A 22953-nucleotide genomic window follows, 5' to 3' on the forward strand; every position below is an offset into this window, starting at 1 on the left:
GCGCGGGCTGGCGGGAAACCCGGCCCCGGAGGCGAAGGGTCCGGCATGCGGTACGCGCGCATCCTCCAGACGATCGACTGCCACGCCGCGGGGGAGCCGCTGCGGATCATCACCGGGGGACTCCCGCCGATCCTGGGAGGCACCATGCTCGCGCGACGCCGGTACATGCACGACCACCTCGACCACGCGCGCCGGCTGCTGATGTGGGAACCGAGGGGGCACCAGGACATGTACGGTTGCGTCGTCACGCCCCCGGTCACGGCGGGGGGCGCAGGCGGGCGTGCTCTTCATGCACAACGAGGGGTACAGCACGATGTGCGGGCACGGCGTGATCGGCCTCGTGACCGTGCTGCTCGAGACCGGGCAGCTCCCCGCGGTGGCTCCGGAAACGTCGGTCACCCTGGACACGCCCGCCGGGGTTGTGCGGGCACGCGCGCGCGTCGAGGCCGGCCGCGTGCGGGACGTGACGATCGCCAATGTGCCGTCGTTCACCTACGCGACCCGCGAGGTCGCGGTGCCGGGGTGGGGCGTGGTGGCGGCGACGGTGGCCTACGGGGGGGCGTTTTACGTGCTGGTGGATGCCCCCGCCGCGGGCTTGGGAACCTCACCCGGTCCGCTCCCCTCGCTCGTCGCGACGAGCGCGGCGATCAAGGCGGCGGTCGGCGCGGCGCTGGAGGTGGCGCATCCGCTGGAGCCGGAGATCCGCGGTCTCTACGGCGTCGTCCTCTCCTGGCCCGGGCAGCATCCGGGGGCAAACCGCACGAGCCTCACCGTATTCGCGGACTCCGCCGTCGATCGATCCCCCTGCGGTACCTGCACCTCGGCGCTGATGGCCGCCCTCTGGACGGCGGGGGCCCTGGCTTTGGGTGAGCCGTTCGTCAACGAGAGCCTGGTCGGCACGCGGTTTTCGGGGCGGCTGCTTTCGGAGACCACCGTGGCGTCCTATCGCGCGGCGGTGCCGGAGGTGACGGGATCGGCGGCGATTACGGGGTTTCACACCTTCGTGTTGGACGAGGACGATCCACTTCCGGAGGGTTTTCTGTTGCGCTGAGGCGCAGGGGGAATTGCCGCGGATTCAGCGCGCCGGATTCTTCAGCCGGTACTCCCGCACGAGCCGCAGGTTCTGGTTGGCTTCCCCAAGGATCTCGGCGCGCGTGTCGGGAGGGAGCGGAGCCACCGCCTGCCGGACCGCCGAGACATATTCGTCATCGGACCGGAAGCTGGTTTCGGCAAGCCCGGCGGACACGACCCCGGTCCCCCCGATCTGGCTGCCGCTTCCCACCACCGAAAACGACAGCCGGGACCCAAGGTAGGTTCCAAAGAAGAGCAGGGTCGTCTGCTTCCCATCGTTGGTCATGAGGATTTCTCCGGCGTTGACGGATCCCGCTCGAGTCGCCAAGGTGAATGTTCCGCCGCCGGCGCGTTCGCTGGCACCGTTGCCATAGGCAAAGGTGGCGCCCGTGAGCGGGAGGCCGCCGAGGACCCCGCGGAGGGTTCCGGCGAACGAGCGCTTGGTGCCGTTGTCGGTCAGGGTGAACGCGGGGGTCGCCAGCGGGATCTCGAACCGATAGTACAGCGTGTAGACCGACTCGTCTTGGGCGGATGAAGGGGAACGGGGGACCCCCGCCAGCACCATGGCCAGTGCCAGGGCACCGGCGCACACCCACTGCCACCGCGGGGGACATCGAAGCACGGGTCTCCCTCCTCTCCTCCGGACCGGTTCGCGGTCCGCGGCCGCATCCCTTCGCCGAGGCCGCCGACGGCTTGTCACCTCGAGAGGCACAATCGTATAATCAGGCTAAGCTTGGCGTGCGCCGCCAGGACGAGTTGGTCTCGGGGGGAATGTCGCATGCCGTTCGTCGACAAGACCCTTCATTGCCTCGATTGCGGAAAGGAATTCGTCTTCACTGCCGGAGAGCAGGAGTTCTACCAAAAGAAGGGGTTCACGAACGAGCCGCTGCGGTGTCGAGACTGCCGGGACGCCCGTAAGCGATCCCGAGAGGGGGCGATGGGGACGCGGGAGTTGTTCGATGCCGTCTGCGCGAAGTGCGGAGCGAAGACCCAGGTCCCGTTTCGGCCCCGGGAGGATCGCCCCGTATACTGCCAGGAGTGCTTCCGCGAAATCCGCAGCCAGCAGCACGTGGGGTAGGGTTCTGGGCCGTTTCGGCATCCTGGTCGGGTTCGTCCTCCTCGGACTGTCCGCGTGCCGCGCCCCCGCGGCGCGGCCGCCGCTACCGCCGGCTCCCCATCCCTCGATCGCCGGCCCGGCGGTGAGGTCGATCAAGCAGGCTGGTGTGCTCCGGATCGCCGCGGATCTTTCCTATCCCCCGCTGGCGTTCCGTGAGGGACAGGTGCCGAGAGGGTTCGAGGTCGACCTCGCCGCGTTGCTGGCGTCGTCGCTGGGGGTACGCCTCGAGGTGCGCGATACGCCCCTGGCGCTGCTGGCGCAGGGACTGGCCGGGGCGGACATGGTCATCGGCCTGCCCCAAACCGCGGCCCCCCAAGGACTGGCGTCGGAGCCCTTCTACACGATGACGCAGGCGATCTTGTGGCGCGCCGGCGCCGCCCCCCCTGGCGTCCCTCCATTGCGGCATGTGCGCGTGGCGGTGCAGGCGAAGAGCGTGGGCGAGACGGTGGCGGAGCAGATGGGGGCGGGGCCGATCCTGCTGACCTACCGGCCCGGCGAAGCGCTGGCCATCGTATCCCGTGGGGAGGCGCAGGCCGCCGTGGCGGATCTGCCGTTGGTGGTCGAGTACCAGCGCACGCACCGGCATCTCAACGCCACGATGGGTCCGTGGGCGCCGACGCCGCTGGTCGTGCTGGTTCGGGCCGACGCCCCGGATCTGCTGGCGTTCACCTCCGCCGCGATCGGGGAACTCAAGCAGAACGGCGGCCTGGCGCAGTTGCGCCAGCGGTGGCATCTCTAACGCCGGATTGGGGTATTAGCAGGAGAAGACGGTGGATGGCCCCAGGAGGAACCGATGAACATCATCGTGGCCGGTCGGAACATCGAGGTCAGCGAGGCCCTTCGCGCAAAAGTCACGGAGAAGGTGGAGCGGCTGGCGCATCACTTTGAGCGGGTGCAGAAGGCGCAGGCGCTGCTGCGGGTGGAGCCGCATCCCGGCCGGAACCAGGTCGCCGAGGTGACTCTATGGGGAGACGGCGTCGTCCTTCGAGGAGAGGAAGCCAGCCAGGATATGTACGCCTCGATCGATCTTGTGGTCGACAAGTTGGATCATCAGATCAGCAAGTTTCGAGGCAAGTCGATCACGCGACGACGGGTGCTGGCGGGCCGCCACAAGCAGCAGGTGGCCGCCGCCGCGGAGGCGGCGCTGCGCGCCCAGGCGTCGGCGGACGCGGAGGGATCGGATGTTTCCTCTATCGAAATCACCCGGCGCAAGCGCTTCGACATGAAGCCGATGACCCCGGAAGATGCGGCCGTGCAGATGGAACTTCTGGGGCATGCCTTCTATATGTTCCGAAACTCGGAGACCTCAGAGGTCAATGTCGTCTACCGCCGCGCCGACGGACGGTATGGGCTGATCGAACCGGAAGGATAAGGAGCCCGCAGTGGAACAGCAGGAGCACCGGTCCCTGGCCCGCGATGCCGAAGGGGTGATCCGCCGCCTCCACGGGGTTTCCGCGGTGCGCGTGGAGCTCAGCGGCAACGGCCGGATCGGGCAGGTGCACGTTCTCGGGTCTCCCGACCGCACCGCTCGGGTCATTGCCGCAGATGTCGTCGCGGCGCTGGGCGCCGAGCTCGGCGAGGTTGTGGAGCCTTCCCAGGTCCGGGTCGCGGTCCTGCGGCCGGGGCAGACGCAGCCGGGGCCGGCGCCGCTGAGGGCGCGGCTCAAGTTCGTCGGGCTCAGCCTGGCGACGCTCCGCCAGTCCCTGGAGGTGAAGGTGCAGGTGGAGCACGAGGGGCTGACCTATGAAGGCGCGGCCGCCGGTGGAGAGGTGCCGGGGGACGAGGTCGTCGGGCAGGCGGCCCTGCGCGCGGTGGAAACGTACCTTCGGTCCGACGGGGTGTTTCAACTGAAGACGGTCACCGTCGTCCCCCTCGGCACCCAGCGGGTCGCGCTGGCCCTCGTCGCCTGGGCCGGGCCCGAACAGGAACTCCTCAGCGGGGCGGCGGTGGTTCGCGACGATCCCAGGGATGCCGTCGTGCGCGCCGTGCTCGACGCCGTCAACCGGCCCGTGAGCTGGCTTGGGAGCCGGTAGGTCCGGAGGCGGAACAAGCCGCATCGCGTGGGGCCTGGTGGTATTCGCCCTCGGCGTCGGCCCGATCGGCGCGCTCCCCGTCGCGGGGGCGACGGGGTCCGCGGGCGGGCGCGTGCCGGTGCTGATGTACCACCGAGTTGACCCGCAACTGACCGCGCACGATCCGATCACCGTCTCCCTCACCGTGATGGAACCGACGTTTCGCGCACAGCTCATGCTTCTCCGCGCGAACGGGTTTCAGACGATTACCCTGGGGGCCCTGCGGGACATGCTGGACCATCACGTGCCGCTGCCTCCGCGACGCGTCGTGCTGACCTTTGACGACGGGTACGTCGACAACTATGCGGTCGTCTTCCCGCTGCTTCGGCGGTACGGGTTCGTGGGCACGTTCTTCGTGGTGACGTCGTCGGTGGGCACTCCGGGCCATCTGACCGTGTCTCAGATTCGCGAGATGGCCGGGGCCGAAATGGAGATCGAGTCGCACGGCGTGCACCACGTCGATTTCTCGAGGCTCCCGCCGGGACAGGCGCGGCGCGAGCTCATCGACAGCCGAAGCGCGCTCGAGGGATGGACCGGCCGCTCGGTCGCGTTTTTCGCCTATCCGGCCGGGCGGTACAGCACCGCGGTCGAGCACCTCCTGGCGGACCTGGGGTATCGGGGGGCGCTGACCGAACGCCCTGGGTTCGTGTCCGCGGCCAGCCCGCCCTACCTCCTCGAACGCGTCCGGGTCTCCCACGACGAGACCCTCGGCGCGTTTGCCAGCACCCTCGGCCTCTCCGCACGGTGACCGGGGCGGACCCCAGCCGCCGCGGCCCGCTGGCCTCCCCGCGGCGCTTGCGGGGCGGATGGGGTACATTATAGAGGGACATTATAATTGAGGAAGGCTGCGGGGGGATCGAACGTTTTCCCGTATAGTGCGATCTCGGCCACCAGGAGCTGCGGATGCTGAAACTCTTCCAATCCTTGCTCGGCGACCATAGCGATCGGGTCGTCAAGCACCTGCGGGAATCGCTGGTCCCGCAGGTGGGAGCGCTGGAACCGGAGTTCGAGGCGCTCTCTCCCGAGGCGCTCGGGGGCAAGATCCAAGAGCTGCGCTCGCGGGCGCAGGGAGGGGAAACGCTCGCGGATCTCATGCCCGAGACGTTCGCCCTGGTGCGGGAGGCGAGCAAGCGCACGCTCCACCAGCGCCACCACGACGTCCAGTTGATCGGCGGGGCGGTGCTCTTCAGTGGAAAGATCGCGGAGATGCGGACCGGCGAAGGCAAAACCCTGGTCGCCACGCTCCCCCTGGTGCTCAACGCCCTGGAGGGACGCGGCGGTCACCTCGTCACCCCGAACGACTACCTCTCCCGGGTGGGGGCGGGCTGGATGGGTCCGATCTACACGCTGCTCGGCCTGCGGGTCGGGGTGATCACCCACGAGTTTGCCGGCATCTACGACCCCGCCTATGAGGATCCCGCCCACCACGCCGACGATCGCCTCAACCACTTCCGTCCGGCCCCACGGCGCGAGGCGTACCTCGCCGACATCACGTACGGGACCAACAACGAGTTCGGGTTCGACTACCTCCGCGACAACATGGTCATCCGCCGCGAGGATCTCGTCCAGCGGGACCTGCGCTATGCGATCGTCGATGAAGTGGACTTCATCCTGATCGACGAGGCGCGCACCCCGCTCATCATCTCCGGCCAGGTGGAGCAGTCCGTCGACGAATACTACCGCTTCGCCAAGCTGATCCCTCGGCTGCAATCGGACCGCGACTACCACGTCGACGAGAAGCTCAAGACGTCGGTGTTCACCGAGGACGGGATCACCACGTTCGAGGGGATGCTGGGCATCGAAAATCTCACCGACCCCCAGCACATCGAGTTGATGCACCACGCGCAGCAGGCGCTGCGGGCGCACACCCTCTACCACCGCGACGTCGAGTACGTCGTGAAGGACGGCCAGGTGATCATCGTCGACGAGTTCACCGGGCGGCTGATGTTCGGGCGCCGGTACAGCGACGGGCTCCACCAGGCGATCGAGGCCAAAGAAGGCGTCAAGATCGAAAAGGAGAGCCAGACCCTCGCGACGATCACGTTCCAGAACTACTTCCGGATGTACGACAAGCTGGCCGGGATGACCGGCACGGCGAAGACCGAGGAGGCGGAGCTGACCCAGATCTACAACCTCCCGGTGGTCGCGATTCCGACCGACCGGCCGATGGTCCGCAAAGATCTCGCCGATCTCGTCTACAAGCACGAGAAGGCCAAGAACCAGGCCGTGGCGGCGGAAATCGAGGAGTGCCACAAACGGCGGCAGCCGGTGCTCGTCGGGACCCGGTCGATCGAGAAGAGCGAGGCGCTGAGCGCGTTGCTCCGCCGGCGGGGCGTCCCCCACCAGGTGTTGAACGCCAAGTACCACGAGAAGGAGGCCGAGATCATCGCCCAGGCTGGCCGGTCGGGGGCGGTGACGATCGCCACCAACATGGCCGGCCGCGGAGTGGACATCATCCTCGGCGGCAGTCCACCGGATTCGGTCGATGGCGATCGGGTCCGGACGCTGGGCGGGTTGCACATCATCGGGACCGAACGGCATGAGGCCCGGCGGATCGATAACCAGCTCCGCGGGCGGGCCGGCCGCCAGGGGGACCCCGGATCGTCGCGATTCTACGTGGCGCTGGACGATGAGCTGATGCGGCTGTTCGCCGGCGAGCGGATCGCCGGCATCATGGAGCGGTTGGGGATCGAGGACGACGTGCCGATCGAACACGCGATGGTGACGCGCCAGATCGAGGGCGCGCAGAAGAAGGTGGAATCCTATCATTTCGACATGCGCAAGCACGTCCTGGAGTACGACGATGTGATGAACGTCCAGCGCCAGGTCATCTACGCCGAACGACGCAAGGTCCTCGTGGGCGACAGCGTCGCCGAGAACATCGTCGATTTCATCGAGACCCTCGTGGGCGATCTGGTCGATGGATTCTGCTCGACCGAGGTGCGGCCGGAAGAATGGGACTTGGCCGGATTGCTCGAGGAAGCCCGATTCATCTTCCCACTCCCCTCCGAGCTCTCCGAGGAGGGCCTGCACCGTCTTGACGCCGGGGAGGTCCGCGAGCGGATCGTCACCGCGGCGCTCGCCGCCTACGAGGCGAAGGTCCAGTCCGTGGGGCCGGAGACGATGCGGCAGCTGGAGCGGCTGGTCCTGCTGCAGACCCTTGACCGGAAGTGGATCGACCATCTGTACGCGATGGACGCGCTCCGCGAGGGCATCGGGTTGCGGGCCTACGGGCAGGCGAATCCGCTCATCGAGTACCAGAAGGAGGGGTACGCCCTCTTCGATCAGCTGAAACACGACGTCCAGGAGGAGACGGTCAAGTTCCTCTACCTGGTGCAGGTCCAGACGACCGGCCCGGTCCCGGTTCAGCCCGCCCGTCCGGCGTACCGGATCACCCCGCAGGATGGCAATGGGGCGCGCGTCCGCACCGCGGCGGCCGCAGGAGCGCCGGTGCCGGCGCGGGGGGCGAAGGTGGGCCGAAACGACCCGTGCCCGTGCGGCAGCGGGAAGAAGTACAAGAAGTGCCACGGCAGGGACGAGTGATCCCCAGGCCGCCGGATGGAGAGGGGGGGGCGTGAGCGGCCGCGCGTCCCGCCCGGCTCCGCGTTCGAGAGCGGCCCCCCCCTGGTGTGACTAGCGCGCGCCGTCTCGGCCGCGCCGACGTCCTCGCTTCCTCGAGGTCCGATCGTCCCGCGCGCCCCAGGCAGCTCCTCGCGGTGCTGCTCTCCGGGGCCGGGTTCGTCCTCGCGTATCCGATCCCCGATCTTGGCGTCGTCGCCTGGGTGACCCTCGTTCCCCTTTTCCTCGCCGCGCACCAGCGGACCCTTCGGACCGCGTTCTGGTTGGGATACCTCTGGGGGATCGTCGCCTTCGGCGGGGTCTTGTGGTGGATCACCACGTTTGGGGTGGGGGTGTGGGTGCTGACCGCGGCGCTCGCCGCCGTCTTCCCCGCGCTGGCGATGCTGGGGATCGCCGTGGTGGAGCGGGATCACGACGGCCCGTTGGTCTTCCTCTGGATCGCGCTGGTGTGGACCGCCGTCGAATTTCTGCGCGGGCAGGGCGCGCTCGGGTTCCCGTGGGCGCTGCTCGGCGCTTCCCAACACCGGGCGCTGCCGCTGATCCAGATCGCCTCACTGGGGGGCGTGTACGCCGTCAGCGGCGTTGTCGCGCTCACCAACGCGACCCTCTATGTGATCCTGACTCGCCGCGCCGTCGTCGTTCCCGTGGTGGGAACCGGCCTGGTGCTTGTCGGAACGCTCCTCTACGGACTGAACGCCCTGCGCCATCCGATTCCCGCTGTGTTTACCGCCGCCGTCGTGCAGCCCGATGTGTCCGGTCGCGGCCCCCTGCGGCCCGAGGAAGTGCGGCGGGGGCTCCTCGATCTGCAACAACTGACCCACGACGCGGCCGCGCGGGGCGCCCGCCTCGTCGTCTGGCCGGAGACCGCATCACCCACCGGAATCCTCGGGGAGGCATCCACCTTGGCGGCGATCCGCTCCTGGGTGCGGAGCGATCGCGTCGCCTTGATCGCCACCAGCCTCGAGGGGGACGTGACGAACTCGGCATTCGCGTTCGCGCCAACGGGTGCGCTGGTGGGCCGGTACGACAAGGTCCGGTTCGTCCCGTTCGCCGAATACGGCGAGCACGCCGGGTCAGCCTTCACGGTCCTCCGGACTCCGGAGGCCAGGGTGGGCGTGGCCATTTGCTTCGAGAGCATCTTCCCGGGGATCGCCCGGCGGTACGCGCAGGAGGGCGCCACGCTGCTGGCCGTGGTGAGCAACGATGCGTGGTTCGACGGCCGCGCGGCGCCGGAGCAGCACGCGGCGCTGGCGCCCTTTCGCGCGGTTGAGGAAGGGCGGTACCTGCTTCGGGCGGCGAACGAAGGGATCAGCGCCATCATCGACCCCCGGGGCCGAGTCCTCGATGCGCTGCCGCTGGGCGCGCGGGGGATTTTGGCGGCGCCGGTGGCCTCGCTCTCCGCCCTCACCCCGTACGCCCGATACGGCGACCTCGTCGGCTGGGGCGCGGTGCTCGCCACCGCCGGTCTCCTCGCGCCCCGCGCGCTGGCGTTCGCCGCGGAGGGGGCGGGGGGGGCGGCGTTCTCGCGGCTCTTCATCGATTCCGCGTTGCCGTTCCTCGCCCTTGTCGGTACGGCGTGGTTGGGTGGGGACCGGCGGGTCGACGTGGGGCCGGTGGCGCTGCCGGTCCCGATCCTGGCCCTCCTGGCGATCACAGGCCTCCTCAGCCTTGGACGGCCCCTGCGCGATCTCGGATTTCGGGTGCGGGGATTTGTCCCCGCCTCCGTCGTCGGGCTCGCGGGCGTCGGCCTGCTCGCCGCCGTCGCGCGGCATGCGTTTGCGAGCCACGGCGCGTCGGTGGCCGCGCTGCTGCCGCCCGCGGGGGAGTGGGGCGGGGCGGCCGTGCGGGCGCTGGTGGTCGGCGTGGCGCTGGAATGGTGGCTCCGCGGGTTGGTCTTCGCCGCGGCCGCTTCGTGGCGGACCTGGAGGTTCGCGGTGCTCTGGTCGGCGCTCCTTGGACTGGCCGCCGCGTCCGTGCAGGGCGCCGAGGCCATGGTCTGGGGGCTGTGCGCGGGAGTGATCTTTGGGCTGGTGCGCGCGCGGTGGAGCCAGGTGCCGGCGTGCGCCGTCGCCCACGCCGCGGGCATCGTCCTGCTCGGCTTTTTGTTTTCCGCGTGGTGAATGCTATAATAGGTCGTTGACCGCGCGCCGATGGGAGCCCGGCGAGGGCCGCGCGGCCCTCGGCGCGTCGACGGGAGGGTGACCGGGTGACGAGTGAGGAACTCCGCCGCACGCTCGGCGCGTATCGAGAGCGCGTGGAGAGCATCGGGAGGCACCTTTGACCTGCCCCGACAGCGGGCCCGCCTTGGCGATCTAGACCAGCGCATGCAGCAGCCGACGTTCTGGGAGGATCCGGAGGCGGCCCGTCGGACCTCGCGCGAGGTGGCGGCCCTCCGCTCCCGGATCGATGAGATCCACCGTCTGGAGCGAGAGGTTACCGATCTGTTGGAACTGGTCGACCTCGCGGCGGGGGAGGGAGATCGCGCTCTCGCCGAAGTCGAGGCGGAGGTCCAGAATCTCGGCGCCACGATCGACCGTCTCGAACTGGCGACCCTGCTCGGCGGCGAGCACGATGCCAGCAACGCCATCCTCTCCATCCACGCGGGCGCGGGCGGCACCGAGTCTCAGGACTGGGTGGAAATGCTCCTGCGCATGTACCTGCGGTGGGCGGAAGCGCACGCGTACCGCACGGAGGTCGTCGACATGTCCCCCGGCGAGGAAGCCGGGCTGAAGAGCGTCACCGTCATCGTCACCGGTCCAAGCGCGTACGGATATTTGAGAGGCGAGCGCGGCGTGCACCGCCTGGTGCGCCTCTCCCCATTCGACGCCGCCCACCGGCGCCACACGTCGTTCGCGCTCGTGGACGTCATCCCGGAAGTGGAGGCCGCCGAGGTCCACGTCAAAGAGGATGAGCTCCGCATCGACACGTACCGCTCCGGGGGCGCGGGCGGCCAGAACGTGAACAAGGTGGAGACGGCGGTGCGGATCACCCACCTCCCCAGCGGGATCGTGGTGCAGTGCCAGAACGAACGCTCGCAGCACGCCAACAAGCTCACGGCGATGAAGCTGCTCAAGGCCCGGCTCTACGAGCTGCAGCACGAGGAGCAGCGCCAAAAGCTTTCCGCCATTCGCGGCGAGCGCAGGGACGCAGCCTGGGGAAACCAGCTCCGGTCGTACGTGCTGCACCCGTACACGCTCGTGAAGGACCACCGCACCGGTCTGGAGACCGGGAATACGCAGGCGGTCCTCGATGGGGGGCTCGATGCCTTCATCGGCGCCTGGCTGCGCCTGGGGGCGCCGGGTGGGACCGCCGCGATCGCCGAGGGGCGGGGAGCGGGACCCACGGCGAGGCCCTAGCCGTGCCGCGTGCCCCTCGGCTGGGGAGGCTGTGGGCGGTCGTGGTCGGGGCGCTGGCGCTCGCGGTAGCGGTGAACCTCGGTACCCCGCTCGTCGCGGCGGCTGCGTTCAGAGGATACCTCAGGACCCTCCTGCCCTCGCGGGGACTGGACGTTCGGTTGGTCGCCCGGCCGCCGCTGGCGCTGTGGTGGGGACGCGTCGACCTCGTGACCGTGGCGGCCGACGACGTGCAGATCGGGACGCTGCAGCTGGCGCGCTTCGATGCGACGCTGAGCGGTGTGCGGTTCGATCCCGAGGCGCTGCTCGTGCACCACAGGGTGGTGGTCGACTCGGTGAGGTCCGGCGTGGCCCACGCTACGGTGTCCCAGGCCGAACTCGCGCACGCGCTGGTGCTGCAGCCGAATGTGCGGGTCGATTCGATCGTGCTCCGGCCCGGTCAAGTGCTCCTCCGGGGTGCCGTTCGGGTCCTCGGGGCGGAACTCCCCGCCGCAGGCGTTGGCCACCTCGTGCTGGCGGGGGACGAGGCGATCGACCTGGTTCTCGATCACGTCACGGTCGCCGGTGGGCCCGTCCCCGTGCCGGTGGGAGGGGCCGCGCTGACGCTCAAATCGGTCATCGTCGTCCCCCCGCTGCCGTTTGGCTTCCGGCTCACCGCGGTGCGCACCGATGACGGAGTGCTCGTGCTCGATGCCGGGACGGGCGCCTCGTAACCTCGTGCCTTCCGGAGGACATGGATGACCCTGCGACCCCTCATCACCCGGCACCCGCTGCTCAGCGCATGCGTCGTCGTCGGGCTCCTGGCCGCGTTGATCGTCCTCGCCCATCGCCAACACCTTGAGCAGTCCTACCGCACGGTGGAGATCACGGTCGATGGGGACGACTGGACCACCCTGGGCCGGCGTACCGGCACCGCCCCCGGGGTGCTCTACGACGCCCTGTACCGGGCGGGGGCGCGCAGCGTCACCGTGTATTCGGCCTCGCTCCGCCGCCTCGCCGATAGCGGCCGGGTGACCTACTTGACCGGGGCCGACGTGACGAACGCGGCTCGGACGTCCCCGATCGTCGGACCGCTCGGGGATCTCCTGCGGGGGAATCGGATCCAGCCGGGCGACACCTACGTCGCGGGGCCGCGGCCGCTGCTGGAACAGATTCGGATCGGGTTGTCCGCGCAGTTGCTGCCGCACATGGGCACGGCCCGGGCGACGATCCTCGACGGGAGTGCCCCGGTCCTCGAGATCCAGGGTCGGGGGCAGGAGCTGGAGGACGACTCGATCGGCCTGCTCTCGGAGGACGTCGCCGCGATCCGCGAGCACCATCTGGCCGTCGAAGCCCGGATCAAGAACCTGCACGAGGTCGCCCCGGACGGGCTGGAGGCGTTCTTCGCCCGGTTGCGCTCCGCGGGGGAACGCTTCACGTTGATCTTCGATGGGAACCAGGTGCTGGGGTTCGATCAGCTCATCCCCGACGTCGCGGCGCAGATGAAGAGCGCCGGGTTCGCGTTCGGACAGATCGAGAGCTTTACCGCCAGGCGCCGACAGCGGGGGGACCTCGACCTCGCCCGCGCCGTGGCCCCCGCCGTGATCCGGGTCTTCAGCCTGACCCCGGATGAGCTGGCCGGCCTCAGCCCCGACGATGCGCGGGACAAATTCGTGCTCGCCGCGCGGGAGCGCAACGTCCGGATCCTGTACATCAGGCCGTTCTTGGCGACGTCCGCCGGGATCGATGAGGTCCAGGCGAACGTGGACTACGTGGAGTCGATCTCCAACGACCTCCGCGGCGCCGGGTTCCAGATGGGCAAGGCCTCGTCGTTGCCGTTCGAGCCGATCTTTCCCCTCTGGGTTGTGTTGATGGCGCTCGGGACGCTCGCGGCGTCCGCGATCGCCGTCGCCGAGGGCGCAAGGCTCCTCGGCCGCCCCGTCCCCGCCCGGCCTCTCTACGTCGGGGTGGGTATCGGGCTCGTCCTCACCGTGGGTGTCCTGGCGGCGCACCACCTCACGCTCTGGAGCCAAGCCCTGGCGTTTCTCGCCGCGCTGGCCTTTCCCACGCTGTCGTTGATGGGGCTGCTGCCGGCGGTCGGCCCCGCCGCACCCCGCCCGGGCGCCGACGGGGGCCGCGCCCGGATCAGCGGCGGGGGGATGATCGCCAGGAGCATCGGGCGCCTCTGGGCGCTCTCGGGAGTGACCGCACTCGGCGGCGTGATGGTCGCGGCCCTGCTCAGCCAGTGGTCGTTCATGATGGAGATTCGGGAGTTCCTCGGCGTGAAGCTGGCGCACATCGTCCCGGTTGCGGTGCTCGGACTGCTGCTCGTCGCCGCGGAGGCACCGCCCGGGCAGCTCTGGCCGCGCCTTCGGGCGTGGGGGCGGCGGCCGCTTCTGCTGGAGTACGGGGTCGCGTTCATCGTCGTCGGGATCGCCGCGGTGTTTGCGCTGGGGCGGACCGGGAACGCGGGGCTGCCGGTGTTGGGGTCGGTGGAGCTGCGGACCCGTGTGATCCTGGAGCACCTCGTGATCGCACGCCCGCGGACCAAGGAGTTTCTGATCGGCGATCCGTTCATGGTCTTGACCTTTGCGCTCGCCATGCTGGGGGCTCGCCGGTGGCTCCTCCCGGCGGCGCTGATCGGGGCGGTGGGCCAGGTGGGGTTGGTGAACTCGTTCTCGCACATCCACACGCCGCTGGTCTACATCATTCTCCGCACGATCTACGCGCTCGCGATCGGGTCGGCCATCGGCGCGGTGCTGGTGGGCGTCGTGTTGTGGAGCCGGCGGGGGCCGGCGTCCGCCCCGGCGCGTCCCGATCCCGCCGCGGCCGGGGTCGGGGGCGTCGGATCGCCGCCGATGCGATGAGCCGGATCGTTCTCTCCGGCTACTACGGCTTCAACAATCTGGGGGACGAGGCGGTGCTCGGGGCGACCGTGGACGCCCTGCGCCGGCGGGATCCCGGGGTGGAGATCGCCGTCCTCTCCGCGGATCCGCGTTCGACCACGGGGACCTACGGCGTGGAAGGGATCCCGCGGGCGAGCCCGCGGGCCCTGCTGCGGGGCCTCAAGCGGTGTGACCTCTGCCTCTCCGGGGGCGGGAGCCTGTTTCAGGATGTCACGAGCTGGCGGAGCCCCTGGTACTACTTAGGGGTCCTGGCGCTGGCCCAGCGATTCGGCCGCCGCACCGCCGTGTACGCGCAGGGGATCGGGCCGCTGCGGGGCCGGGTGGTTCGATCGGCGGCCCGCCGGGTGTTGAACAGGGTCGACCTCGTCACACTGAGGGATCCGGCATCGCTCGCCTCCCTCGCGGAGTTGGGAGTGGACCGCCCGCCGGTCGCGCTTGCCGCCGACCCCGCGTTGCTCCTCGAGCCCGACCCCACCGCGCGTGTCGCGGCCGAGTACGCCCGGTGGGGGAGCGGCACATCGTTCGGGCTGGCGGTGCGAGCGTGGGACACGGGCGCGTGGCTCGCCGCCGTGGCGGCCGCCGCGCGAACGGTCGCGGAGCGGCGCGCCGCCCGGTGGATCTGCGTGCCGATGCACCCCCCGGGGGACGTGGCCGTGGCGGCGCGCCTCGCGGAGATGATTGGGGGAGGTGCCACCGTGGTCGAGGCGGCGCTGGGCCCCCGCGAGATGCTCGCGCTCTTCGGACGGCTAGCGGTCGTCGTCGGGATGCGCCTGCACGCGCTGGTGTTTGCGGCGATCCAGGGGGTGCCCCTGATCGCGCTTGCCTACGACCCCAAGGTCGCCGCGTTCGCCCGCGAACTGGGGGAGCCCGTCCTTCATCCGGGCACGCTGGAGATCGGCGCGCTCGTCGAGGCGATCGAGCACGCCGCCGACACCCAGGCCGCGGGCCACGCCCGACTCCTGGCGGCCGTCGCACCTCTTCGGGCGCGCGCCGCCATCGCCCCGGAGTTGGTCGGCCGCTTGGTGTCGTGAATCGGGTCGACGTCCTCGGGGTCGGATTCGATCCGGTTGATCTCGAGGCCGCCGCTGCGTTCGTCGTGGACCTGATTCGCCTGGGCGGTCCCCATCTCGTCGTGACCGCCAACGTGGAATTGGTGATGCGGGCCCGGCATTCCCCGGATCTGCGGGCGCTCCTCGGCCGCGCCGCCCTCGTCGTCTCCGACGGGGTGGGGGTGGTCTGGGGTGCCCGTCAGCTGGGGCGTCCGCTCCCGGGGCGCGTGCCGGGGATTGACCTCGCGGGTCGGCTGTGCCGCGAGGCGGCACGGCGCGGGTGGCGGATTTACCTTCTCGGCGGCGCCCCCGGGGTGGCCCTGGCGGCGGCCGAACGTTTGCGGGTCCAGCACCCCGGGATCCAGGTCGTCGGCGCGGCCCCCGGCTATTTTGCCCCCGCGGACGAATTGGCGGTGCTGGCCGCCATTCGCGGTGCCGCCCCGACGCTCTTGCTGGCCGGGCTCGGCAGCCCTCAGCAGGAGCAGTGGCTCGACCGTCACCTCGACGTCCTCGGCGTCCCCGTGGCGATCGGCGTGGGGGGGACGCTCGACGTGTGGGGGGGACGGGTCCGCCGCGCGCCGGTCCCGGTGCAGCGGCTGGGACTGGAATGGTGCTACCGGCTCATTCGCCAGCCCGGCCGCGCCGGCCGCCAAACCGCGATCCCGCGGTTTGTGATGGCTGTTTGGCAAGAGCGCCGCCGCACCGCGCGACGCTGAGCGCAGGGGAGGAGTTCTGAGACGGGTCATGGAATAGGGGCGGACACCCGGCCGGGTTCTCGGCAGTAGGGCTAGGAGCAGAGACGGCATGGGGGAGTTCCTCAAGGTCTCAGCCGACTCAAAGCCGAAGGCCGTTGCCGGGGCCCTGGCCGCCGTGTTGCGGGAAAAGGGATCGGTGGAGATCCAGGCGATCGGGGCCGGGGCGGTCAACCAGGCCGTCAAGGCGATCGCGATCAGCCGAGGGTTCGTAGCTCCGAACGGCATCGATCTCATCGCCATTCCCGCGTTCACCAAGGTCGTGATCGACGGGGAGGAACGCACGGCGATCCGGTTCATGGTGCAGGCCCGCTGAAGATCTTCTGCGGCACCGCCAACCGAGCGCTCGGCCAGGAGGTGGCCTCCGAGCTCGAATTGCCGCTGGGACGCGTCACCATCCAGCGATTCGAGGATGGGGAGATCTACGCTCGATTCGAGGAGAGCGTCCGCGGCGAGGACACCTTCGTGATTCAGCCCACCTGCCCTCCGGTCAACGAGAACCTGATGGAACTGCTGGTGATGGTGGATGCGCTGCGCCGGGCCTCGGCCGGGCGGATCACGGCGGTCATCCCGTACTACGGGTACGCGCGTCAGGATAAGAAGCACGCGCCCCGGGAACCGATCACGGGGCGGCTCGTGGCCGACCTCCTCCAGAGCGCGGGGGTGCATCGGATCCTCGCGCTCGACCTGGACGCCGATCAGATCGAGGGGTTCTTCAACATCCCGGTGGACCATTTGCGTGCGCTGCCGCTGTTTGCGGAATACCTCCAGCATCAGGCACTGGCCTCGGCGGTGGTGGTCGCGCCCGATGACGGCGCCGTCAAGATCGCCTACCGGCTCGCCGAGCGGCTGCGGCTTCCGCTGGCCGTGGTGTTCCAACGGCGGCCGACCCCCGACGTGAAGCAGACGGTCCAGGTGGTCGGTGAGGTGGAGGGCCGCATTCCCATCCTGATCGACCGCATCGTGTCGACCGGCGGCACCATCGCCAGCGCCTTGGACGCCTTGACGCGGCACGGGGCGCGCCCCGAGGCCTACGTGTGCGCGACCCACGCCGTGCTCGTCGGGTCCGTCTCGGAGACGCTGGAGCGCGAGGACGTTCGGGAGTTCGCCTTCACCAACAGCATCCCGGTGGCCCCCGAGATCGCGGACGACCGGATCCGGATCCTTTCCGCCGCGCCGCTGCTGGCCCGCGCGATGCGGAACATCAACCTCAACCAGTCGGTGAGCACGCTCTTCAGCTAGCGGCGTCCCCCACCGGCGCGCCGACCGGCGCGGTTTGCAGGCGCGCGAGGTCGTGTGTTACCCTGGCATCATGACGGTCCGCACCCGGTACGCCCCGAGCCCGACCGGGTATCTCCACGTCGGCGGCGCCTGGATGGCATTCTTCAACTGGCTGTTCGCCCGCCACAGCCGGGGGGAGTTTGTCATCCGGATCGAGGACACGGATCGGAGCCGGTCCACCGAGGAGTTCGAGGCCGCGATCATCCAGGATCTGCGGTGGCTCGGCCTCGACTGGGATGAGGGCCCGGATGTGGGCGGTGCCGCCGGCCCGTACCGCCAGACGGAGCGGACCGCGCTCTACCGGGCGCACGCCGAGGATCTCGTCGCCAGGGGGGCGGCCTACCCGTGCTACTGTACCCGTGAGGAGCTCGAGGCGGATCGGGAGCGCGCCGTGGCCGAGCACCGCGCGTACCGCTACGTCGGCCGGTGCCGGGGGCTGTCCCCGGCGGACCGCCGGCAGCGCGAAACCGAAGGGCGGGTATCGACGCTGCGGTTCCGCATTCCCGACGGGCACCCGCCGATCGTGGTCCAGGATCTCGTGCTTGGCCGCATCGAGTTCGCCCCGGCTGATCTCGATGACTTCATCATCCAGCGCTCGGACGGCACCCCGCTGTACAACTTCGCCAACGTCGTCGACGATCACGGGATGCAGATCACCGACATCGTGCGCGGGTCGGAGCACCTCTCGAACACGCCCCGCCAGTTCCTCATCTACGAGGCATATGCATGGCAGGTGCCGCGCGTCGCCCACCTGCCGGTCCTCCTGGGGATCGACCGGAAGAAGCTCAGCAAGCGCCACGGGGACACCTCGGTCCGCGACTACGCCGCGCAGGGGTATCTGCCGGAGGCGCTGGTGAACTTTTTTGCCCTGATGGGATGGTACCCGGAGGACGGCCGCGAACTTTTCACCCCCCGCGAACTGGTCGAGCGGTTTCGGATCGAGGAGATGGGGAAGAGCGGGGCGGTCTTCGACATCCAAAAGCTGAACTGGATGAACGGCGTCTACATGCAGGCCGCGATCCGCGAGGCCCCGGATCGAGTGATCGATCTTGTGATCGCCTGCCTGAGGGACGACCACCTCCTCGACGGAGAGGTCGGCCCCGCAACCCGCGCGTACGTGGGCCGCGTGGTCGAGATTCTGGGCGAGCGCCTGCGGCTGCCGAAGGATGTTGTGGTGTACGGGGACTTCTTCTTTCGAGAGGTTGCCTACGACCCCCAGGCCGTCTCAAAGCATCTCGGCGCACCCGGAGCCGCCGATCTGCTCCGGCGAGCCCGCGAGACCTTCGCGGCGCTCGACCCGTGGAATCTCTCAACGATCGAAGCGGGGGTGCGCGGGGTGGCCGAGCGCTTGGGGATCCCGGCGAAGGCGGTGATCCATCCGCTGCGGGTTGCCTTGACCGGCAAGACCGTCGGGCCGGGGTTGTTTGAATTGATCGATGTGCTGGGGAAACAGCGGGTCCTGGAGCGGCTGGACCGGGCGGTTGAACTGGTCGGGGTGTCCGATGCGCCGGCTTCGGGGAGTTGAGGGCGGGACCGGTCCGCGGTTACTCGTCGACGGAAGGAATCGACCGCCCCGCCCCTGATGTCAGCCATTCCAGGTGACCGCACGCGAAGCACAGCCAGGCATCGGGGTCGCGGTCCTCATAGAGGAACATCGGGTGCATCTCCCCACGGCACTTCGGACAGGGGAGGGTGGCATCGCGGATCTCGTCGGGCGTTGGCGCATCCGCCATCGCTTGCTCCTGGTCTGATCGTCCCACTCGTGGGCAGACGGGACAACCCCATGGTATCATACGGCGCACGCCCGCTCCACCGGACCCCGCGTGCGTTCGCGTTGACACTGGTCTTTGGGCCTCAGTATAATGAGGACGCTTCGCCGCCGTTGGGGGATCGTCTAGCGGTAGGACGACGGGCTCTGGACCCGTTAGCGGGGGTTCGAATCCTCCTCCCCCAGCCACCAAAACGCCGATTAGTTGACCCTCCCCGGCCCGCCGCGAGCGTCAGCACCCCCGCGAGCGTCCCGGCGACCTCCGCTTCCAGATGGCCCCCGACCGGGTGGAGCGTGACCGTCGTCTGGAACCCGGCGAGGACGGCCTTGGCGCGGTCCACATCTTCGACGGCGAGCAGGGTGTCGAGGTCTGAGAGGACCTCCCGCACGAGATCGGGGAGCCGCTCCAGCGCGGCCGCGACCCGTGCTGAGTCACCGTCTTCGGGGACACCGGTGGCCGCCACTAACTCGTCCCGTCGCCGTTGGGCCTCTTCGAGCATCCCCAGCAGGGTCGACGTCGCCTTGCCGAGGCGCACGGCCTGCTTGACGTGCTCGATCTCCCGCTCGATCCCGCGCAGCGCCTTGGCTTGGTTCTGGGAGGGCCCTGAGACGCGGCGCCCGAGGGCACGCACCCGGTTCGTGAAGGCCGCGAGGTGCTCCTCACCGCAGAGGCGGTCGCGGAGGATCTCAAGGACGGCCCGCTCAAGGCGCCGCCGCGAGATGGTCAGGTGGTTCGCACAGGCCACCTCGCCCCGGTTGCGGAAGGTCCCGCACCGATAGGAGTGTCGCGTGGCGATGGTGTAGTTCCCGCCGCACACCGCGCACTTGACGAACCCGCTGAGCAGGTACTTCCGGCGGCCGTCGCGCTCGCACGCCGTCGGGGCCACCCGCTGCGCCGCGAGCCACGCCTGGGCCCGGTCCCAGAGATTCTGTGGGACGATGCGCAACGTCGAGTCCTTCACCTCGATCCAGTCGCCCATCGGCCGCAGCCGATACGCCTCCCTACGGGTCTCCGGGTTGCGCAGCCACTTCGAGCGGTTCCACAGGACCGTCCCGGTATAGATCGGGTTGTGCAGGATGCCTTTTCGGAGTTGTCGGTGTGCGGTGATCGCCGTGTAACTCCATGTCGTGCATTGGCGCTTCGCCCGCCCCTGCCACCGCGCGCCCGGCGGGGCGATCCCGTCCCGGTTCAGGATCTTGGCGACCTCGCGGGCCAAGTGGGGGCGCCCGTCCTCATCGCCGACGTAGAGGCGGAAGATCTTCCTCACGACCTCGGCCTCGGGCTCGTAGACCACGCGCCGGTGGCCCAGGACCCGAACGATCTGTCCTCGGTCGTCGAGGACGGGTTCGCTGCGGTAGCCGTAGGGGAGGCCACCCGCGCTGTACCCTGCCCGAACCCGACCCTCCAGGCCCCGCCAGGTCTTCTCGGCGAGGTCCCGCCTGAACTCCTCGTTCATCACGCCTTTGATCCCGTAGACGAACCGAGAGGTCTTGGCGTTCGCCAGCGTATCGACACCGTCCGATCTACTCACGAACCCAACGCCGAGGAACTCTAGCACCTTGAAGGCCATCTACGCGTCAACGCTGTCGCGGCTGAGGCGCGAGGTGTCGTCAACCAGGAGCACATCAAACTCCCGCCGCTTCGCCGCCGCCATCATGGTCCGGTACCCCGGCCGCTGGTCCTCGCCGAGCGCGCCGCTGAGCGCGGCGTCGCTGAACTCGTTCACCACGATCCAGCCGCGCTGATCTGCCTCCTGACGACATAGGCGGATCTGGTCGTCGATCGACGATGCCCGCTGGTTCTCCGAACTGTACCGCGCATAGATCGCCGCTCTCATCTCATTCCCCCTTCACAAGCCGGCCTGCTGCTCTTGCCGCAGGAAGTCCTCGACCTTCACGTCGTTGATCGGCACACGGACGTGGTGCGCCAGCGCATAGGCCGCGAAGTTGTCCATCAGGGATTGGAACCCGTTCCAGAGATCGTCGCCGTTGGTAGCGCGGTCCTTGCGGACGAAGCCGTGCAGCGCAACCCAGTAGTGCAGGCCCCAGTGGTAGAAGAACTCAAACGCCATGGCGGTGTCGATGTGCTTGCGATCGTGCATGGTCGCCAAGGACTCGAAGAAGTTGGGCACCTCGTCGCCGATCACGGCGAACGTGGAATCCTGCATGACGGCATCGGCTTTGTACGCACCGCTGCCCAGTAGATGCCCGGCGAGCGCGCGCCGCCGCGCCATCATTTCAGAAGTCTCGAAGCGCTGCTCGTAGTCCAGCAGCAGCCGCATCTTGAGGTCCTCGTGCATCATCCGCAACTGTTCGCGGGCCGTCCGATGCTGTTCGGCGATGGCCTGCCGGGCAATGGTGCCCTGCCAGATCGCGACACCGAGAGCCAGGACCGCCGCCGCAGCGATGATGACCTGGGCCACGTCGACGATTTCTTTCAGCATGGCGTCATCTCCGTGCGGGTCTACTTGAGGATTAAAAAGACGAAAAGGACCCACATGGATCCAGTATGCTTCTCGAGAAGCATGGGCGTCAATGCCTCTCCGGAGCGTTTGCCGACCATGCTCACCGGGAGGTATACTTCACTCGTGACGCGCAAGAGGAAGAATCCGCACGCCCAGGCGCTCTCCCGCCTCGCCCAGAAGGCCCGGACACGGGCGCTGTCCCCCGAACGCCGCTCGGAGATTGCCCGCAAGGCCGCCCGGGCTCGGTGGAAACGGGCGAAAGAGACAAGATAGGCGGAGGTGCAAGAGTGTCTCACCAGCGCGATCTCATAGGGCCCCTCGCATTGCTTGTGATCGGCGTGATCCTGCTGCTTCGCAACCTCGGCTACCTCCCGGCCTCTTTGGACCAATGGTGGCCGGTGGTCCTGATCGTGATCGGTCTGGGAATTATCCTCCGTCGATCCAGTCCGGACGAGATGGTGCTCCCGAAAGAACCAAGCCCCGCCGCGCCGGGTTCCGCACGGCAGCCGGGGACCATGAAGGGACGCCGCCATTCTACGACCGGTGGCTTGATCTTGATCGGCCTTGGGTTAGCGTTCCTCGCCAGTAATCTGTTCGGCGGTCGGAGCACCGGCGCGCTAGTCATGATCGCCCTGGGACTTGCGCTCCTCATCGGCCGTATCTGGTAGGGGCCCAGCGGAGAGCGGACAAGCCCGAGGGTGCGAGAACCACCCACGCGCTGGCCCAGTCCTCCGGGGCGACCGAAATGAGATGCTCGCGCTGATGCTGTCACTCCCACTCGTGCGCTTCTTGCTATGGATGATCGCTGCGGTGGTCATCGCCATCGCCCGAGTCCATCCGGAGATTCACCGCTTTCTCCTGGTGATTTCGTCCGGCCTGACAGTCGATCGCTTTCGCCAAATCATCGCACCGTGGGGGCCATGGGCAGCGGGGGCATCCATTCTTATCATGGTCGTGCAGACATTTCTTCCACTACCCGCCGACCTCTTGATCATGGCCAACGGCGCTGCGTTCGGGATCTGGGAAGGCCTCGTCGTATCCATCATCGGAGCGGTCCTGAGCGGGTGCGTCGCTTTCGGGCTCGGGCGGATCTTGGGACGTGGCGTTGCCCTCCGTATCATGCCCGCGTCACTCGTAGATTGGGTAGGCGACATTGCGGCTCACGGAGCCTGGATGGCCGTCCTGTTGCTCCAGTTCATCCCGCTCATTCCTTTCAGCCTGCTGAACTTTCTCTTGGGGCTGACCCGGCTGTCGTGGATGACCTTCCTTTGGACGCTTGCCGCGAGCATCCTGCCCGCCGACGTGATCCTTGTTATGCTCGGGCGCGGGGTGGGGGAGGGGCACAGCGCCGTGCCGTGGGCGCTCGCCGCGTTGGGGCTGCTCACCATCGCGAGCGTGACCCTTCGGTCCCGGCTCGCACGTGTGTGGCAAGCCCCGCAGATGCCGCCGGTAGTCGACCGACCAGGACGCCGGGTCCCGCCCGCCAGTCTCGATCTGCATGACCCTGGAGGGAGGGACCCCAGGGGGTGACCGAGGGGCGCTCGCGCCAGCGGGCGTCGGC

Annotated in this window: 23 protein-coding genes, 1 tRNA gene and 1 pseudogene; 21 read left to right on the forward strand and 4 right to left on the reverse strand. The window is 69.0% G+C overall.

Annotated features, from left to right (window positions below):
* Positions 1-45: 45 nt before the first annotated feature.
* Positions 46-162, forward strand: a pseudogene (locus VKV57_06580) (proline racemase family protein).
* A 118-nt stretch (positions 163-280) separates the two neighbouring features.
* Positions 281-1051, forward strand: coding sequence for a proline racemase family protein (locus VKV57_06585; protein ID HLW59580.1), 771 nt, complete (start codon positions 281-283; stop codon positions 1049-1051).
* A 24-nt stretch (positions 1052-1075) separates the two neighbouring features.
* Here the strand turns inward: VKV57_06585 and VKV57_06590 are convergent, their stop codons facing one another.
* On the reverse strand, positions 1076-1693 hold the full coding sequence (locus VKV57_06590; protein ID HLW59581.1) for a hypothetical protein: 618 nt from the start codon (positions 1691-1693) through the stop codon (positions 1076-1078).
* A 156-nt stretch (positions 1694-1849) separates the two neighbouring features.
* Between VKV57_06590 and VKV57_06595 the strand changes: the two genes are divergently transcribed.
* From VKV57_06595 to gltX, 15 genes are all read left to right on the forward strand, one after another.
* Entirely contained in the window at positions 1850-2149 is a 300-nt protein-coding gene (locus VKV57_06595) for a zinc-ribbon domain containing protein (protein ID HLW59582.1), read from the forward strand.
* Between the two features lie 121 nt (positions 2150-2270).
* Positions 2271-2927 (forward strand): ABC transporter substrate-binding protein, encoded by a 657-nt coding sequence (locus VKV57_06600; GenBank protein HLW59583.1) that lies wholly within the window; start codon positions 2271-2273, stop codon positions 2925-2927.
* Positions 2928-2981: 54 nt separating this feature from the next.
* A complete protein-coding gene (gene raiA / locus VKV57_06605) occupies positions 2982-3560 on the forward strand; it encodes a ribosome-associated translation inhibitor RaiA (protein ID HLW59584.1) in 579 nt (192 codons plus the stop codon).
* Between the two features lie 10 nt (positions 3561-3570).
* Positions 3571-4221, forward strand: a complete 651-nt coding sequence (locus VKV57_06610; GenBank protein ID HLW59585.1) for a hypothetical protein — start codon at positions 3571-3573, stop codon at positions 4219-4221.
* Between the two features lie 37 nt (positions 4222-4258).
* Positions 4259-5008, forward strand: a complete 750-nt coding sequence (locus tag VKV57_06615; GenBank protein HLW59586.1) for a polysaccharide deacetylase family protein — start codon at positions 4259-4261, stop codon at positions 5006-5008.
* 155 nt (positions 5009-5163) lie between these two features.
* Positions 5164-7803, forward strand: coding sequence for a preprotein translocase subunit SecA (gene secA / locus VKV57_06620; GenBank protein HLW59587.1), 2640 nt, complete (start codon positions 5164-5166; stop codon positions 7801-7803).
* 86 nt (positions 7804-7889) lie between these two features.
* A complete protein-coding gene (gene lnt, locus VKV57_06625) occupies positions 7890-9959 on the forward strand; it encodes an apolipoprotein N-acyltransferase (protein ID HLW59588.1) in 2070 nt (689 codons plus the stop codon).
* 86 nt (positions 9960-10045) lie between these two features.
* Positions 10046-11195 (forward strand): peptide chain release factor 2 gene (prfB, locus tag VKV57_06630; GenBank protein ID HLW59589.1). Its coding sequence is split into 2 segments (ribosomal slippage): positions 10046-10117 and positions 10119-11195, totalling 1149 coding nucleotides; the frame shifts between segments, so codons are not numbered across the junction.
* A gap of 2 nt (positions 11196-11197) precedes the next feature.
* Positions 11198-11905, forward strand: a complete 708-nt coding sequence (locus tag VKV57_06635) for an LmeA family phospholipid-binding protein (protein HLW59590.1) — start codon at positions 11198-11200, stop codon at positions 11903-11905.
* A 24-nt stretch (positions 11906-11929) separates the two neighbouring features.
* Complete coding sequence (locus VKV57_06640; protein ID HLW59591.1) at positions 11930-14038, forward strand: DUF5693 family protein; 2109 nt, start codon at positions 11930-11932, stop codon at positions 14036-14038.
* A complete protein-coding gene (csaB, locus tag VKV57_06645; protein HLW59592.1) occupies positions 14035-15108 on the forward strand; it encodes a polysaccharide pyruvyl transferase CsaB in 1074 nt (357 codons plus the stop codon). The genes VKV57_06640 and csaB overlap by 4 nt, the downstream gene beginning before the upstream one ends.
* Positions 15105-15842, forward strand: coding sequence for a WecB/TagA/CpsF family glycosyltransferase (locus VKV57_06650; GenBank protein ID HLW59593.1), 738 nt, complete (start codon positions 15105-15107; stop codon positions 15840-15842). Before csaB ends, VKV57_06650 begins: the two co-directional genes overlap by 4 nt.
* Before the next feature lie 88 nt (positions 15843-15930).
* Positions 15931-16194, forward strand: a complete 264-nt coding sequence (locus VKV57_06655) for a stage V sporulation protein S (GenBank protein ID HLW59594.1) — start codon at positions 15931-15933, stop codon at positions 16192-16194.
* Positions 16191-17120 (forward strand): ribose-phosphate pyrophosphokinase, encoded by a 930-nt coding sequence (locus VKV57_06660; GenBank protein HLW59595.1) that lies wholly within the window; start codon positions 16191-16193, stop codon positions 17118-17120. The genes VKV57_06655 and VKV57_06660 overlap by 4 nt, the downstream gene beginning before the upstream one ends.
* 52 nt (positions 17121-17172) lie before the next feature.
* A complete protein-coding gene (gene gltX, locus VKV57_06665; protein ID HLW59596.1) occupies positions 17173-18684 on the forward strand; it encodes a glutamate--tRNA ligase in 1512 nt (503 codons plus the stop codon).
* 19 nt (positions 18685-18703) lie between these two features.
* Here gltX and VKV57_06670 read toward each other — a convergent pair whose 3' ends face one another.
* Positions 18704-18892, reverse strand: coding sequence for a hypothetical protein (locus VKV57_06670; GenBank protein ID HLW59597.1), 189 nt, complete (start codon positions 18890-18892; stop codon positions 18704-18706).
* Between the two features lie 150 nt (positions 18893-19042).
* Between VKV57_06670 and VKV57_06675 the strand changes: the two genes are divergently transcribed.
* Both VKV57_06675 and VKV57_06680 read left to right on the forward strand, forming a co-directional pair.
* Positions 19043-19116: transfer RNA gene (locus tag VKV57_06675), tRNA-Gln, on the forward strand.
* 1028 nt (positions 19117-20144) lie between these two features.
* Complete coding sequence (locus tag VKV57_06680; protein HLW59598.1) at positions 20145-20483, forward strand: hypothetical protein; 339 nt, start codon at positions 20145-20147, stop codon at positions 20481-20483.
* A gap of 15 nt (positions 20484-20498) precedes the next feature.
* Here the strand turns inward: VKV57_06680 and VKV57_06685 are convergent, their stop codons facing one another.
* Both VKV57_06685 and VKV57_06690 read right to left on the reverse strand, forming a co-directional pair.
* On the reverse strand, positions 20499-20765 hold the full coding sequence (locus tag VKV57_06685; protein ID HLW59599.1) for a recombinase family protein: 267 nt from the start codon (positions 20763-20765) through the stop codon (positions 20499-20501).
* Positions 20766-20777: 12 nt separating this feature from the next.
* Positions 20778-21371 carry a hypothetical protein gene (locus tag VKV57_06690; protein ID HLW59600.1) on the reverse strand — a complete coding sequence of 198 codons (594 nt, stop codon included), beginning with the start codon at positions 21369-21371 and terminating at the stop codon, positions 20778-20780.
* 308 nt (positions 21372-21679) lie between these two features.
* Between VKV57_06690 and VKV57_06695 the strand changes: the two genes are divergently transcribed.
* A complete protein-coding gene (locus VKV57_06695) occupies positions 21680-22060 on the forward strand; it encodes a DUF5668 domain-containing protein (protein ID HLW59601.1) in 381 nt (126 codons plus the stop codon).
* Between the two features lie 94 nt (positions 22061-22154).
* Positions 22155-22922, forward strand: coding sequence for a VTT domain-containing protein (locus VKV57_06700; GenBank protein ID HLW59602.1), 768 nt, complete (start codon positions 22155-22157; stop codon positions 22920-22922).
* Positions 22923-22953 lie beyond the last annotated feature (31 nt).

This window comes from bacterium (genome assembly GCA_035307765.1).
Classification (GTDB): domain Bacteria; phylum Sysuimicrobiota; class Sysuimicrobiia; order Sysuimicrobiales; family Segetimicrobiaceae; genus Segetimicrobium.